The sequence below is a fragment of the Paraburkholderia sediminicola genome (genome assembly GCF_902859805.1).
Lineage (GTDB): Bacteria > Pseudomonadota > Gammaproteobacteria > Burkholderiales > Burkholderiaceae > Paraburkholderia > Paraburkholderia sediminicola.
Map to the genome: position 1 here is coordinate 153,790 of NZ_CADIKC010000007.1, position 15,177 is coordinate 168,966.

The 15,177-nt window shown below is 63.3% G+C and carries 8 protein-coding genes; 6 read left to right on the plus strand and 2 right to left on the minus strand.

Annotated elements, in window-relative coordinates; genetic code table 11:
• The first annotated feature begins 240 nt into the window (after nucleotides 1-240).
• Nucleotides 241-2,079 (plus strand): autotransporter assembly complex protein TamA, encoded by a 1,839-nt coding sequence (locus R8871_RS23830; protein WP_175052677.1) that lies wholly within the window; start codon nucleotides 241-243, stop codon nucleotides 2,077-2,079.
• Between the two features lie 28 nt (nucleotides 2,080-2,107).
• Nucleotides 2,108-6,571, plus strand: a complete 4,464-nt coding sequence (locus R8871_RS23835; RefSeq protein ID WP_175052678.1) for a translocation/assembly module TamB domain-containing protein — start codon at nucleotides 2,108-2,110, stop codon at nucleotides 6,569-6,571.
• 125 nt (nucleotides 6,572-6,696) lie between these two features.
• Here the strand turns inward: R8871_RS23835 and metG are convergent, their stop codons facing one another.
• Together metG and R8871_RS23845 are read right to left on the minus strand one after the other, a co-directional pair.
• A complete protein-coding gene (gene metG / locus R8871_RS23840; protein WP_175052679.1) occupies nucleotides 6,697-8,832 on the minus strand; it encodes a methionine--tRNA ligase in 2,136 nt (711 codons plus the stop codon).
• Between the two features lie 394 nt (nucleotides 8,833-9,226).
• Entirely contained in the window at nucleotides 9,227-9,880 is a 654-nt protein-coding gene (locus R8871_RS23845) for an OmpA family protein (RefSeq protein WP_093636247.1), read from the minus strand.
• Between the two features lie 340 nt (nucleotides 9,881-10,220).
• On the opposite strand from R8871_RS23845, the gene apbC reads away from it, so the two are divergent.
• The 4 genes from apbC (at nucleotide 10,221) to R8871_RS23865 (ending at nucleotide 15,175) form a co-directional block, all read left to right on the plus strand.
• Nucleotides 10,221-11,309 (plus strand): iron-sulfur cluster carrier protein ApbC, encoded by a 1,089-nt coding sequence (gene apbC, locus R8871_RS23850; protein WP_175052680.1) that lies wholly within the window; start codon nucleotides 10,221-10,223, stop codon nucleotides 11,307-11,309.
• 131 nt (nucleotides 11,310-11,440) lie between these two features.
• On the plus strand, nucleotides 11,441-11,974 hold the full coding sequence (locus R8871_RS23855) for a superoxide dismutase family protein (protein ID WP_093636251.1): 534 nt from the start codon (nucleotides 11,441-11,443) through the stop codon (nucleotides 11,972-11,974).
• Between the two features lie 262 nt (nucleotides 11,975-12,236).
• Entirely contained in the window at nucleotides 12,237-12,806 is a 570-nt protein-coding gene (gene dcd / locus R8871_RS23860; protein ID WP_012432068.1) for a dCTP deaminase, read from the plus strand.
• Between the two features lie 83 nt (nucleotides 12,807-12,889).
• Complete coding sequence (locus R8871_RS23865) at nucleotides 12,890-15,175, plus strand: arginine/lysine/ornithine decarboxylase (protein WP_175052681.1); 2,286 nt, start codon at nucleotides 12,890-12,892, stop codon at nucleotides 15,173-15,175.
• Nucleotides 15,176-15,177 lie beyond the last annotated feature (2 nt).

Below are 15,177 nucleotides of genomic sequence, written 5' to 3' on the forward strand. Positions count from 1 at the left end.
CGTCAAAGGCGGGCGCGCCGTCGGCGGGCGGTGCGCGAATCGGGACCGTGCGTCCATGTGGAAATCACTACGCATGCGGCATGGGGCGCGGCACATCGGGCCAAAGCGCCTGCCGGGTCCCATGCGGCAAACGCCCTTTTAAGAGATGGCGCGGTCTCGCCGATGTGGTCAAATAGCGAGCTTCGGCCGCCGCGGCGAGCCCGAGCGACAGAATTCATCAACCACGGCCGGAGGTCCTGTTTGGCGGGGTGTGCGATCGAAGAGCCGCAAAGGCGGCGCGGCAAAACCGGTGACGAGCGAGGGCCGCTGACGCCCATTCGGCGCTGGCTGCACGCGTGGCTGGCATTCAGCATCCTCATGCTCATGCTTGCCTCGGTCGACGCGCACGCGGCGCGGCGCCCGCCCGCCAGCTACAAGGTCGATATCGAAGCCACGCCGCGCTCGCTGCGCAAGCTGCTCGAAGCGCATCTGGACGTGGCGCGTTTCGCCAAGCGTCCCGACATAAGCGACGACCAGTTTGAATTTCTGATTACGGCCACCCCGCAGCAGGTGCGCGACCTGGCCGCCACGCAGGGCTATTTCTCGCCGGTCGTACGCACCGACGTGCGAACCGTCGACGACCAGAAGCAGGTGACCGTGAGCGTCGATCCCGGCCCGCAAACCCTCATCACGTTGATTTCGCTGTCATTTCGCGGCCCAGTGCTGACCGAAGACCCGGCGCAGGAAAATGCGGCGCGCTTCGCGTTTTCATTGCACGAGGGCGATCCGTTTTCGCAAGGCGACTGGGACGACGCGAAAAACGCGTCGCTCAAGGCGCTGCAGTCGCGTCGTTACCTGGGCGCGAAGATCTACCACTCCGAAGCGCGGATCGACCCGCGTACGCACGAGGCGAAACTGTCGGTGACGTACGAGAGCGGCCCGACCTTTACGATGGGCAAACTCGACGTGTCCGGCACGCGGCGCTATCCGGAACAGATCGTCGACAACGTAAATCCGATTTCGCCCGGCGATATCTACGACGTGCAACGTGTCGCCGAATTGCAGCGGCAGCTGCAGAACACGCCGTACTACGCGAGCGTGGCGATCGACGTGGACAGCGATCCGGCCAAGCCGGTCGAGACACCGATGCACGTGAAGGTGTCGGAATACCCGTACAACAGTATCCGCGGTGGCGTGGGTTATTCGACCGACAACGGCCCGCTGATCCAGGGCTCGTATTCGTATCTCGACACGTTCGGCAAAGCATGGCCGTTCACGGTCGACGGCCGCATCGACCAGATTCAGCAGTACGGGCAAATTCAGCTCGCAATGCCGCCGGGGCCGCGCGCGTGGACCAACAGCGTGCTGGCTTCCTACACCACGACCGACGTGTCCGACACGCGCATCTACAGTATCCGTGGCGGCGTGCAGCGGTCCCGTACGTCGCAGTTCATCGACTATAACTACGCGATTCTCTATTACCAGGACCGGCTCGATCAGAACGCGATCGCGCCGACTACCAGCCGCGCGCTGGTGCCGTCGTGGTCGTGGACGCGCCGCAATACCGACGATCCATTGTTCCCGCGTTCGGGCAACCTGATTCACGTCGAAGCGGGCTTCGCGGTCAAAGGTGCGCTGACCGACCAGACATTCGCGCGCGGCTACGCCCGTGGCCAGCAGTACCTGCCGATCGGCAGGGAAGATCTCGTGCTGATCCGTGCCGAACTCGGCGGCGTGTTCACGAGCGGCAGTTCGAGCGGGATTCCGGCTTCGCTGCTGTTCCGCGCGGGCGGCTCGAATTCGATACGTGGCTATAGCTATCAAAGCATTGGTAATAACGTCGACGGTTCGGTGCTGCCCACCAAGTATCTCGTGACCGCGTCGGCGGAGTACCAGCATTGGTTCAATCACGACTGGGGCGCAGCCGCGTTCTTCGACGTCGGCACCGCTACCGATACCTGGGGCGAGAAAGTTTTTTATCCCGGCGTCGGCGTTGGGGCGCGCTGGCGCAGCCCGGTCGGCCCGGTCAATGTCGACGTCGCCTATGGGATCCGCAACCGGAGCGTGCGGCCGTACCTGACCCTCGGCATCGCCTTCTGATGGAAAGCCGCTTTTACATGATCCACGCATGACCACGGACGTTTCCGCCCAACCTCCCGCGCAGCCGCCCGGCGCTCTTCCGCCAGGAGAGCACGGACAGCAGCCTCCGCCCGATGCGCCGCAGCCCAGGCGCCGTCGCGGGCGGTTGTTGCTGAAAACGCTTGCGTGGATGGTCGCCGTGCTGGTGCTGCTGGTCGCCATGGCAATCGGCCTGCTGTACGGCGCGCTGACGACTGAGCGTGGCACGGCTTACGCGTGGCAGGCGGCCGTCAAACTGCTGGGCGGCAAGCTGACCGGCACGCTCGAGAGTGGCGCTATCGCCCACGGCGTCCAACTTCGCCAGGTGCGCTGGCGCAGTTTCGACGGCAGCGGCACCGATATCCAGATCGACCGCGTGGCCGGCCGCTGGGAACTGACAAACAAGCCTTGGCGCTTCTCGATCGACTATCTGCATGTCGGTACGATTGACGCCCGTATCGGCTCGTCGTCGTCCAGCAGCAGCGGGCCGCTGAAACTGCCGCAAGACTTGCGCTTGCCGATGCAACTCGAAGTGCGCGACGTGCAGGTCGACAAACTGCTGTTGCGCGAGGGCGGATCGACGACCGAGCTGTCCCGTTTCATGTTTCATGGCCGCAGCGACGGCCGGCACCACGAGGCCGCGATCGAGCGGCTCGACACACCGTTCGGCGCCGTGACGGCAATGGCGAAGCTCGATGGGGTGCGGCCGTTTCCGCTGACCGGCGACCTCGGCTATTCGGGCAAGGTCAACGACGAGGCGGTGCAGGTGGGCGGCCATCTGACTGGCTCGCTGGAGAATCTCATCGCCGAACTCGACGCTAGCGGCATGAAGCTCGCCGGCCATGCGCGAGTCGAGGCGACGCCGTTCGGCGACGTGCCGTTGCAACGCGCCACGCTGACTTTTGATCACATCAACCCGCAGGCGTTTGCGCCGGGCGCGCCGCTGGCGGATCTGGCGGTGCGGGCTGAACTGCAGCCGGTGGGGCAGGATGCAACTGGTGCGGTGACGTTGGGTGCGGCGGGTGGGGCTAGTGCGGCCAGTGGGGTGAGTGTTGCCGGCGCGGCAGATATGGCGAGTTCGGCGAAGGCGGCGAAGGCGGCAAGTTCGGTCAGCGCTTCCCGCACCACGAGCACCGCGGGTGCCAGCAGCGCTACCGGTATTGCCGAGCCGCAGCACGTTGTCAAAAATGGCAAAGGCGGCGTCAACACCGATGCGGCAGCAAAAGCCGCAGCGGGATTCGCCGTCGCCGGCCATATCTCGATCGTCAACGCCAAACCCGGTGCGATCGACCAGAACCTGCTTCCTGTGATCGATGCCAACGCCGACGTACGCCTCGACGCGCAGGCGCAGCGTATTTCGAACTTGATGGTGCGGCTCGTGAAAAGCGCCACGCTTACGGGCGGTGGTGCGCTGACCGGCAAGCGCGGCCAGTTCGATCTGCAAGTCGCCGGACTCGACCTGAATGCGCTCGAAGCGACCGTGCGGCCTACCCAGCTTTCCGGCCCGATCGGCATCCGTCTGAACGACGATGTGCAAAGCCTGACACTCGATCTCGCCGATCCGAAAGCGGGTCTGCGCGCGCAAGGCAAGGTGACCTTCGATCCCGCGCGCATGAGCTTCAACGACGTGCGTGTCACGTCGGGCAAAGGCCGCATCGATCTGTCCGGTGCGCTTAAGCACGATGCGAATTCCACCTACAACCTGAAGGCGCAACTGACGGATTTCGATCCGTTGACGCTGACTTCGCAGATGCCGTCCCGCACGCCGGTAACGGGCCCGGCGCCTGCGGCAAGCTCTGCCAAAAACACAAAAGGCGCACAAGGCGCGAAAAACGCACAAGGCGCGGCAGAAGCGGGCAGCACCGCCGGTGCGAAAAGCGCGGCCCCCGGCGACAAGGCCGCCGCCGTGGTAAAGAACACCGCCAAAGCCGCCGTGCGAACCGAAGTGGTTCAACGTAAGACGCCACCCCCCAGGCACGCCGCGCCGGCCGCCCACAAGATCGAGGCACGCGTGAACGGCACGCTCACGGCAGCCGGTATGCTCGGCCCGGTCTTCACCACCAAGGCCGAATTCAAACTCGGCCCGAGCGTCTACGACGGCCTGCCGTTGACGGGGGGCGGCGTGGTCCAGTTGTCCGGCTCGCGGATTCTGCCGAGCCGCGCGAATCTCTCGGTGGCGGGCAATCAGGTGGACTTGCAGGGCAGCTTCGGCGCGCGCGGCGACCGGCTGCGTTTCCGCGTCGATGCGCCGGAACTGGAGCGCCTCGGTTTCGGCCTCGCGGGTCTCATTGCCGCGGATGGCGACGTTACCGGCTCGTTCGCGCATCCGAACGTGGTGCTGAACTACAAGGCAGACAGTGTGGTGTTCAGCAGCAACCGCATCGGTCATGCCGAAGGTCACGCCGAATTGCGCGACGGCGCGAACGGCGCGCTCGTTTTCACGACCGATGCGCGCAATCTCAGCGCCGGCGGCGTCGATCTCACCACGCTCACGGCGCGCCTGTCCGGCACGCGCGCCAACCATACGCTGGAGGCGGCGGCCACCGGCAAATTGCAGGAGCGTCCGCTCGATCTGACGCTTGCCGCCAACGGCAAATTGACCGAAGCACGTGATGGCACGCGCTGGGACGGCACTGTGACCCGCCTGCAGAATCGCGGCACACCGGCGCTGAATCTCGAATCGCCGCTCGCCGTGAGTGCCGGGCCGAATCGTCTGACGCTCGGCGCAACGCGTCTCACGCTGGAAGGCGCGGTGCTGAGCCTGAAATCGTTCGCGTTCGACCACGGCAAGATCCAGTCCGCAGGCACCTTGACCGATATTTCGCTCGCGCGCCTGCAGGATCTGCGGCGGCAAATCACGGGCGAGCCGCCGGCTGTCAAAACCGATCTGGTGTTCGACGGCGATTGGGACTTTGCGCTCGGCAGCACCGCGAGCGGCCACGTCCAGTTGAGGCGTCGCAGCGGCGACGTCACGGTCGAGATCGGCCGTGGTCTGGCCTCGCTGGGCATCACGGATATGAACGCGCGCGCAGAATTCAGCGGCGGCAACCGGCTAAATGCAACCGTGCACGCGCAGGCTACCCGAATCGGCGTGGTCGACGCCGACGCGCACACTACACTCGTGATGCGCGACGGCTTCCTGACCGTCAACGAGGAGGGCGCGGTCAGCGGGAATGTGAATGCGAACGTGCCGTCGCTGAAAACGACCGGCGGCCTGTTCGGCCCGAGCTATCTGCTCGACGGCCACCTCGCGCTAAAACTTGCGCTCGGCGGCACGGTCGCCAAGCCGAACCTGACAGGGTCGCTGATCGGCGATGGCTTGTCAGCGACGATGGTCGATCAGGGCGTGCAGTTGAAGGACGGCGTGGTGCGGATCGCGCTCTCGCAAAATCTGGTGGACTTCCAGCAGGTGGAGTTTCACGGTGCGAGCGGCACACTGCGCGCCACCGGCCACGTGCGTCTGGACGGCGCGCAACCGGATCTGACCGCGAGCATCGTCGCGGACAAGCTGGAATTGTTTGCGGCGCCGGACCGCAATCTGTCGCTGTCGGGCAGCGCGAGCGTGGCGAACGCCGGGGCAGAGGGCGGTATGGCGATCAACGGCAAATTCGTGGTCGATCACGCGCTGTTCGATATGCCGGAGCAGTCCGCGCCGAAGCTTGGCGACGACGTCGTGGTGGTGCGCCCCGACGGTACGGTGGCAGGCGAGCGGCCACCGCCACAGGTGGCAGGCACGAACAAGCCGATCGGCCCGTTTGCGCCGCGCGCCAATATCGACATCAGTCTCGGCAACAGCTTCCGTTTCCGTGGCATGGGCGCGGACCTCGGCCTGAGCGGCACGATCACCGCGATGAGCGCGCCGAACCTGCCGTTGCGGGCGGTCGGCAATGTCCGCGTGACGCAGGGCTCGACCTATACCGCGTTCGGCCGCAAGCTCAACATCGAGAATGGTTTCTTCACGTTCAACGGTCCGGTGGCCAATCCGGGGATCAACATCCTGGCCATGCGCCGCAATCAGCAGGTCGAGGCGGGTGTGCAGGTCACAGGCACCGTCCAGTTCCCGGTCGCGAAGCTGGTGTCCGAGCCGAACGTGGCGGACAACGAAAAGCTCTCGTGGCTGCTGTTCGGACACGGCACGGATCAGGGCAACAACCTCGGTCAGCAAAGCACCATGACAACCGCGCTCGCCTTGCTCGGCAGTGCGAGCGGCAAGCGGATCGCGCAGACCTTCGGGCTCGACGAGTTTTCGATCGGGCGAAGCGAAGTCGGGCTGACCGATCCGCAAGTGGTGATGGTGTCGAAGGCGATCAACGAGTGGCTCGTGGTGGGCTACGAGCAGGGGCTGCAGTCGGCGAGCAATGCGATCAAGGCAACGGTGAACCTCACGCGCTATTGGTCGGTCGCGGCATATGGCGGCACGTTCGACGGCTTGGAATTGCTGTACACGCGGCGCTTCGATCAGATCCGGTGGTGAGTTGATGGAGGCGATGGTGATGGCGATGGCCGTGGTCTGAGCAAGGCCACGACACAAAAGAAAACGGCACGCTTTTTAAAGCGTGCCGTTTTTGTTGATGCCGGCAGCGTTCGACGCCGCGCGCTTTACTTCACGCGCATGCCTGGCTTCGCACCGCTATCCGGTTCGAGCACGTAGAGGCCCGGTTCCGCTTTCTCGTCGGTGGCCGAGGCCGCCAGCACCATGCCTTCGGACAGGCCGAACTTCATCTTGCGCGGCGCGAGGTTCGCGACCATGACCGTCAGCTTGCCGACCAGTTGCTCCGGCTGATAGGCTGACTTGATGCCCGAGAACACGTTGCGCGTCTTCTCTTCGCCGATGTCGAGCGTGAGTTGCAGCAGCTTGTCCGAGCCTTCCACCGCCTTGCAGTCGACGATCTTCGCGATGCGCAGATCGACCTTGGCGAAGTCGTCGATCGAGATGATGCCGGGCGTTTCATCCTTGTCGGCGGCGGCTGCTTTCGCTGCCTTCGACTTGGCCTTAGCATCCGCCGGCGCCGCGGCTTCCGGCGTGGCTTGCAGCGAATCGCGATTCGCTGCGATGAGCGCCTCGATCTGCTTCGGATCGACGCGTGTCATCAGATGCTTGTACGCATTGATCGGGCGCGTGGAGGAGAGCGGCACGCTCGCGTCGGCCCACACCAGCGGCTCGATGCCGAGGAAAGCTTCGACCGCTTCCGCCAGCTTCGGCAGCACCGGCTTGAGCGCCAGCGACAGCAGACGGAATGCCTCGACGCTCACGCTGCAGGTTTCGTGCAGCGCGACCGAGTTGACCGGATCTTTCGCCTGATCCCACGGCTTGGCGGAGTCCACGTATGCATTGACCGCGTCGGCCAGTTCCATGGTCTGACGCAGCGCGCGGTTGTACTCGCGCGCCTCATAGTTCGCGGCGATTTGCGGCACGGCGGCGCGCAGCGAGGCGAGCAGCGGATGCTGCATCGCGCTGTCCTGCACGCGGCCGTCGAAACGCTTGATCAGGAAACCGGCGGCGCGGCTCGCGATGTTCACGTACTTGCCGACCAGATCGCTGTTCACGCGCGCCTGGAAGTCGTCGAGGTTGAGGTCGAGGTCTTCCATCGTGCTGTTCAGCTTGGCCGCGAAGTAATAGCGCAGCCACTCCGGATTCAGGCCCGTGTCGATCACGCTTTGCGCGGTGATGAAGGTGCCGCGCGACTTCGACATCTTCGCGCCATCCACCGTCAGGAAGCCGTGCGCGAACACGTTGGTCGGCGTGCGGTGGCCCGAAAATTCGAGCATGGCCGGCCAGAACAGCGTGTGGAAATACAGAATGTCTTTGCCGATGAAGTGGTACTGCTCGGCGGTCGAGCCCTTGCGAATCCACGCGTCGAAGTCGAGGCCGCGTTTTTCAGCGAGGTTCTTGAAGCTTGCGTAATAGCCGATCGGCGCATCCAGCCACACGTAGAAATACTTGCCCGGCGCGCCCGGAATTTCGAAGCCGAAGTACGGCGCGTCGCGCGAAATATCCCAGTCGGCGAGCTTGGCTTCGCCAGCGTCGCCGAGCCACTCGCGCATCTTGTTGGTGGCTTCCGGCTGTGCCAGACCACCCACCCACGCGCGCAGGAAATTCTCGCAGCGCGGATCGGACAGGCGGAAGAAGTAGTGCGTCGAGGTCTTACGAATCGGCGTGGCGCCCGAGACGACGGAGTACGGATTGATCAGATCGGTCGGCAGGTAAGTCGAACCGCATACTTCGCAGCTGTCGCCGTACTGATCCTTCGCGCCGCACTTCGGGCATTCGCCCTTGATGAAGCGGTCCGGCAGGAACATTTCCTTGACGGGGTCGTATGCCTGTTCGATGTCACGCGCTTCGATCAGGCCGGCTTCCTTCAGCGCCAGATAGACCGATTCGCTCAGCACGCGATTCTCTTCAGAATCGGTCGTGTAGTAATTGTCGAACGAAATCCCGAAGCTGTCGAAATCGCGCTTGTGTTCCTGCCAGACGCGGTCGATCAGCTGCTTCGGCGTCAGACCTTCCTTTTCCGCGCGCAGCATGACCGGTGTGCCGTGCGTGTCGTCGGCGCCCACGTAGTAGACCTCGTGCCCGTGCATTCGCAACGTCCGGACCCAGATGTCCGTCTGGATATATTCAACCAGATGGCCGATATGGATTTGCCCGTTCGCATACGGAAGGGCCGACGTGACGAGAACCTGGCGACGGCCTGACGGCGCGCCTGCGGAGAGATCGGTTGCGGGTGCTGACATAAGGATGGTGGGAGCCTGCGGTGGGACGAAACGTTGATTCTAGCAGGGCCGGCGTCTGGCGCGGGCTGGGCCGCTTGGGCCAGGGCTGGGTCGCTGCAAGGGCAGGGCGGTGTGTCCCTCAGGGAGACTCCTGCGGAACGAAAACCGAGCGCCCAAAAAAAAACCGGGGCTATTAACCCCGGAGCAACAACGACAAGAGGAGAATGGTGACGCGGCGGCTTCGCCAGCCACGTACCGTAAAGACAGACCGCGGATTTTCGGCAGAGTTCGAAATTTTTTTCGTTCTCGTGCGAGATTTTGTTTCCCGCGCCTTTTACGGCTTACCGGACGCCTCTGACCAAACTGGCAAAAGCCGCCCTGCGCCCGGTTGCTCCCCCCTCTTCAGGCTGTGCCGTTATTGCGTGGCGTGCTGAGCCGTGGCGCGCAGATAGATTTCCACGCGACGGTTTGCGGCACGGCCGGCTTCGGTGTTGTTGTCGGCGACCGGCTGGTTCTGGCCCATGCCTTGTGCCGACAGGCGTTGCGGCGCAACGCCGCGTTGCCCCAGATAGCCCGTCACGCTTTCCGCGCGATTGACCGACAGCGTCTGGTTATAAGCCGGCTGACCCGTGCTATCCGTATAGCCGATCACCTGGGCGATCAGTTCCGGATTCTGCTGCATGGTCTGCGTCAGCTGATCCAGCACAGGCGCGAACGACGGCTTGACCGCGTAGCTGTTGGTGTCGAACGTGACCGAGCTCGGGATGTTCAGCTTGAGCGAGCCGTCCGGCTGCTCGGTGATCTGCGTGCCGGTGCCCTTGGTGGCGCCCGACAGCTTGTTGTGAATGGCTTGCCAGTTGTAGCCGGTGATACCGCCCACCGCCGCGCCGACGCCCGCGCCGATCGCCGCGCCCTTGCCGCCACCGAAGATTGCGCCGAGTGCCGCGCCCGTGCCGGCGCCCACGCCCGTACCGACGGCCGTGTTAGTGCCTTGTTGGGTTGCGCAGCCAGCCAGCAACGAACCGGCAACGGCAAAAACAGCCAGGCGAGTCATGAGTTTTGCGTTCATTTTCTGTTTCCTCTTGAGTGAAGCGAGTAAAGCGGGTGGAAGCTATAAATCTATCCGTCGAACGTGACGGCCGTAAAGCGCGTTACTCGACAATATGAGAATCCTGCGTCTTCCCTGGTCCCGGTCCGACAGTGGAGAAGGGTCTTCCGGCAAGGCTTGGCGCCAGCCACTACAATGATGACTGAAGTACGCAGCGATGCGACCCCATGGCGGTCCGCCTGCCCGAAGGGTGCACGGCGTGCCTGGTTTTAGCAATGCTGTCTAACAATTTTTTTCAAATTCTGGCGCGTGGCGGAGTCTTGGATTCCACCGCGCCGCAAGTGTTCCCCACGGAGTGTCAATGAGTATCGATCGGGCTTTGGTCGACGCCGCCCTCGCGGCCGTCGCTGACCCCAACACGGGCAAGCCCTACGCGGCGGCCAGGAACATCAGGAACGTGGCCGTGGAGGGTGACACGGTTAGCCTCGAGGTGGTACTCGGCTATCCGGCCAAGCGGCAGTTTGAAGCGATCCGCACGCAATTCACCGAAGCGCTGAAAGCCGTTTCCGGCGTGGCAAACGCGCGCGTCGAGGTGTCCCAGCAAATCGCCGCGCATACCGTGCAGCGCGGCGTCAAACTCTTGCCGAACGTTAAAAACATCGTCGCGGTGGCGTCGGGCAAAGGCGGGGTCGGCAAGAGCACGACCGCCGTGAATCTCGCGCTGGCACTGGCGAGCGAAGGCGCGTCGGTCGGCATCCTCGATGCGGACATCTATGGCCCCTCGCTGCCGATGATGCTGGGGATTGTCGGCCGTCCGGAATCACCCGACGAAAAGTCGATGAACCCGATGACAGGCCACGGCTTGCAGGCCAACTCGATCGGCTTTCTGATCGAGCAGGACAACCCGATGGTGTGGCGTGGCCCGATGGCTACTTCAGCGCTCGAACAGCTGCTGCGGCAGACCAACTGGCAAGATCTCGACTACCTGATCGTCGATATGCCGCCGGGCACCGGCGACATCCAGCTGACCTTGTCGCAGCGCGTGCCGGTGACGGGCGCCGTGATCGTCACGACGCCGCAGGACATCGCATTGCTCGACGCGAAGAAGGGTCTCAAGATGTTCGAGAAGGTCGGCATTCCGATTCTCGGCATCGTCGAGAACATGGGGATGCATATCTGCTCGAATTGCGGTCACGAAGAGCATATCTTCGGCGCCGGCGGCGGCGAGCGGATGGGCAAGGAATACGGCGTCGACGTGCTCGGCAGCCTGCCGCTCGACATCGCTATCCGTGAGCAGGCCGACTCCGGCAAACCTACCGTCGTGGCGGACCCGCAAGGGCGTATCGCGGAGATCTACCGGTCGATCGCACGCAAGGTTGCGATCCATATCGCCGAGCGGGCGCGCGACATGACCTCGAAGTTTCCCAGCATCGTCGTTCAGAACACCTGACTCGCCGTTCGGACAAGGGGTTAAAGCGGGGCCAAGTCGCCAATTTGCGTCTGGTCTCGCGGTATCATGTCGACTTCACAAGTTCGGCTCGGCGGCCGCAGGGGCGGCCACCAGGCCGGCAAGAGGATCGCATGGGAAAACGAATCGACGGGCAGGCGGTGCATGCGTTCATCGTCCTGGCTGCCAGCAGTGTGCTGTTATGCGGCTGTAGCACGTTCCTGAGACCACAGGAAAAGCGTGCTGACGCGCAGTTGCTGCCCACCGTGGGCAATCAGGCACGCGGTCTCGTCACGTTCATCGAGCGTTCGGACGGTGTGCAGGTCACCTACAATCTCTCGGGTTTGCCGCCCGATAGCGACCACGCGTTGCAGGTGCATGAGCGTGGCGACTGCAATGCCGCCGACGGCTCCAGCGCCGGCCCGGTGTTCTCGCCGGCAGCAGAGCGTCTGAAAACCGGCGCCCGGGTCGAAGGCGATCTCGGCAACATCCACGCGGACGCGAACGGCGTGGCCACTGGCTTCATCGTTGCGCCGGACGTGTCGCTCGACGGTATCCGCTCGGTGTTGCAACGCGCGGTTCTGTTGCATCACGACGCGACCGACCCTTACGCGTATCCGCAGCATGGCGCGGGCCCCGCGCTCGCATGCGGGTTGATTCGCCAGTGAGGGCAATGCCCTGCGGGTCTCATCAGACGCAAGCGGTTAGCCGTTTGAATTGCGTTGCAGCAAGTCTTTTGCGGCGCCGGGGGCGGCTTTCAGGCCCCGCCGGCGGCACCGTTTTCCTGATCGCGTAAAATAAGCGCCTTTCGGCGGGGCGCGTAGCCGGAGGAGCCCAGTCCGGAGCGAGTAGCCGGCGCGCCCGGCCCGGACCTTATGCCGGATCGTTACCCGTCACACATCTGTCACTCAAGTCGAGCAGCGTTCACCTATGACTATCAAATCCGACAAGTGGATCCGACGCATGGCCGCGTCGCACAACATGATCGAGCCGTTTGCACCGGATCAGGTCCGCGTCTCAGAAGACGGCCGGAAGATTGTCAGCTACGGCACCTCGAGCTACGGCTACGACATTCGCTGCGCCGACGAATTCAAGATTTTCACCAACATCAACTCGACCATCGTCGACCCGAAGAACTTTGACGAGAAGTCGTTTGTCGACTTCAAGGGCGATGTCTGCATCATCCCGCCGAATTCGTTCGCGCTGGCCCGCACCGTCGAATATTTCCGCATTCCGCGCAGCGTCCTGACCGTGTGTCTGGGCAAATCCACGTATGCGCGTTGCGGGATTATCGTGAACGTGACGCCGTTCGAGCCGGAATGGGAAGGACACGTCACGCTCGAATTCTCAAATACGACACCTTTGCCTGCGAAAATCTACGCGAACGAAGGCGTCGCCCAGGTGTTGTTTTTCGAAAGCGACGAAATTTGTGAAACGTCGTACGCGGATCGCGGCGGCAAATATCAAGGTCAGCACGGCGTCACGTTGCCCAAGACGTGACGCCCGGCAGTACTGACCCACCAGCTATTCGGGTGACCGCTGCCTAGTCGAATGCAGCGGTCGTTCTTTTTGGAGAATCGCCCATGAAGTTTCGTTTTCCCGTCGTCGTCATCGACGAAGATTTTCGCTCCGAGAACATCTCAGGTTCCGGCATCCGGGCTTTGGCCGAAGCTATAGAGAAAGAAGGCGTGGAAGTGCTCGGGTTGACGAGCTACGGCGACCTGACCTCGTTCGCGCAGCAATCGAGCCGCGCGTCGTGCTTCATCCTCTCGATCGACGACGACGAGTTGCTGCCGTACGTCGATAACGTGGTGGTGGAAGGCGAGACGCCGGAACTGGCGGCCGCGATCATCGCGCTGCGCGCGTTCGTGACCGAAGTGCGCCGCCGCAACGCCGATATTCCGATCTTCCTGTACGGCGAAACGCGCACCTCGCGCCACCTGCCGAACGACATCCTGCGCGAACTGCACGGCTTCATCCACATGTTCGAGGACACGCCGGAGTTCGTCGCGCGCCACATCATCCGCGAGACCAAGGTGTACCTGGATTCGCTCGCGCCGCCGTTCTTCAAGGAACTGGTGCAGTACGCGGACGAAGGTTCGTATTCGTGGCATTGCCCTGGACACTCGGGCGGCGTCGCGTTCCTGAAGAGCCCGCTTGGCCAGATGTTCCACCAGTTCTTCGGCGAGAACATGCTGCGCGCCGACGTGTGTAATGCCGTCGACGAACTCGGTCAGCTGCTCGATCACACCGGCCCGATTGCCGCCTCCGAGCGCAATGCGGCGCGCATTTTCAGCGCGGACCACGTGTTCTTCGTGACCAACGGCACGTCGACCTCGAACAAGATCGTCTGGCACGGCACCGTGGCGCCGGGCGATATCGTGCTGGTGGACCGCAATTGCCACAAGTCGATCCTGCACGCGATCACGATGACCGGCGCGATTCCGGTGTTCCTCACGCCGACGCGCAATAACTTCGGCATCATCGGCCCGATTCCGCGCAGCGAATTCGAGCCGGAAAACATCAAGAAGAAGATCCTGGCGAATCCGTTCGCCCGCGAAGCATTGGCGAAGAATCCGGACCTGAAGCCGCGCATTCTGACCATCACGCAAAGCACGTACGACGGCGTGATCTACAACGTCGAGATGATCAAGGAAATGCTCGGCGACTGGCTCGACACGCTGCACTTCGACGAAGCGTGGCTGCCGCATGCCGAGTTCCACGAGTTCTATCAGGACATGCACGCGATCGGCGCGGGCCGTCCGCGCATCGGCGCACTGGTGTTCGCCACGCACTCCACGCACAAGCTGCTGGCCGGTATTTCGCAGGCTTCGCAGATCGTCGTGCAGGATTCGAAGAACAGCCGCTTCGACAAGCATCGCTTTAACGAAGCGTATCTGATGCACACGTCGACCAGCCCGCAGTACGCGATCATCGCCTCGTGCGACGTGGCCGCGGCCATGATGGAAGCGCCTGGCGGCACGGCTCTGGTTGAAGAGTCGATTGCCGAAGCGCTGGATTTCCGCCGCGCGATGAGCAAGGTCGACGCCGAATACGGCGACGACTGGTTCTTCAAGGTGTGGGGCCCGGAGACGTTCGCGGAAGAGGGCATCGGTTCGCGCGAAGACTGGATGCTGCGCCCGAACGACGCGTGGCACGGCTTCGGCCCGCTCGCCGAAGGCTTCAACATGCTCGACCCGATCAAGGCGACCATCGTCACGCCGGGTCTGGATATGGACGGCGGCTTCGGCGAGTCCGGCATTCCGGCTGCGATTGTGACGAAGTATCTGGCCGAGCACGGCATCATCGTCGAGAAGACCGGCCTGTATTCGTTCTTTATCATGTTCACGATCGGCATCACCAAGGGCCGCTGGAACTCGATGGTGACCGAGTTGCAGCAGTTCAAGGACGACTACGATAACAACCAGCCGCTGTGGCGTGTGTTGCCCGAGTTCGTCTCGCATCATCCGATGTACGAGCGTGTCGGTCTGCGCGATCTGTGCGAGCAGATCCACAGCGTGTACCGCGCGAACGACATTGCGCGCCTGACGACCGAGATGTACCTGTCGAGCATGGAGCCGGCAATGAAGCCGTCGGATGCGTTTGCAAAGCTCGCGCACCGCGAGATCGACCGGGTACCGATCGACGAACTCGAAGGCCGTGTCACGTCGATCCTGTTGACGCCGTATCCGCCGGGTATTCCGCTGCTGATTCCGGGCGAGCGCTTCAACAAGACCATCGTCAACTATCTGCGTTTCGCGCGCGAGTTCAACGAACGCTTCCCGGGTTTCCACACGGATATCCACGGGCTTGTCGGCGAAACCATCAACGGGCGCATCGAATACTTCGTCGATTGCGTGCGCGCCTGACG

Excerpts from the sequence above, each read along its gene's own strand:
- R8871_RS23855 (WP_093636251.1), top strand. The coding sequence starts at position 11,441 with ATGGGAAAACGAATCGACGGGCAGGCGGTGCATGCGTTCATCGTCCTG.
- apbC (WP_175052680.1), top strand. The coding sequence starts at position 10,221 with ATGAGTATCGATCGGGCTTTGGTCGACGCCGCCCTCGCGGCCGTCGCT.
- dcd (WP_012432068.1), top strand. The coding sequence starts at position 12,237 with ATGACTATCAAATCCGACAAGTGGATCCGACGCATGGCCGCGTCGCAC.
- R8871_RS23845 (WP_093636247.1), bottom strand. The coding sequence starts at position 9,880 with ATGAACGCAAAACTCATGACTCGCCTGGCTGTTTTTGCCGTTGCCGGT.
- R8871_RS23835 (WP_175052678.1), top strand. The coding sequence starts at position 2,108 with ATGACCACGGACGTTTCCGCCCAACCTCCCGCGCAGCCGCCCGGCGCT.
- metG (WP_175052679.1), bottom strand. The coding sequence starts at position 8,832 with ATGTCAGCACCCGCAACCGATCTCTCCGCAGGCGCGCCGTCAGGCCGT.
- R8871_RS23865 (WP_175052681.1), top strand. The coding sequence starts at position 12,890 with ATGAAGTTTCGTTTTCCCGTCGTCGTCATCGACGAAGATTTTCGCTCC.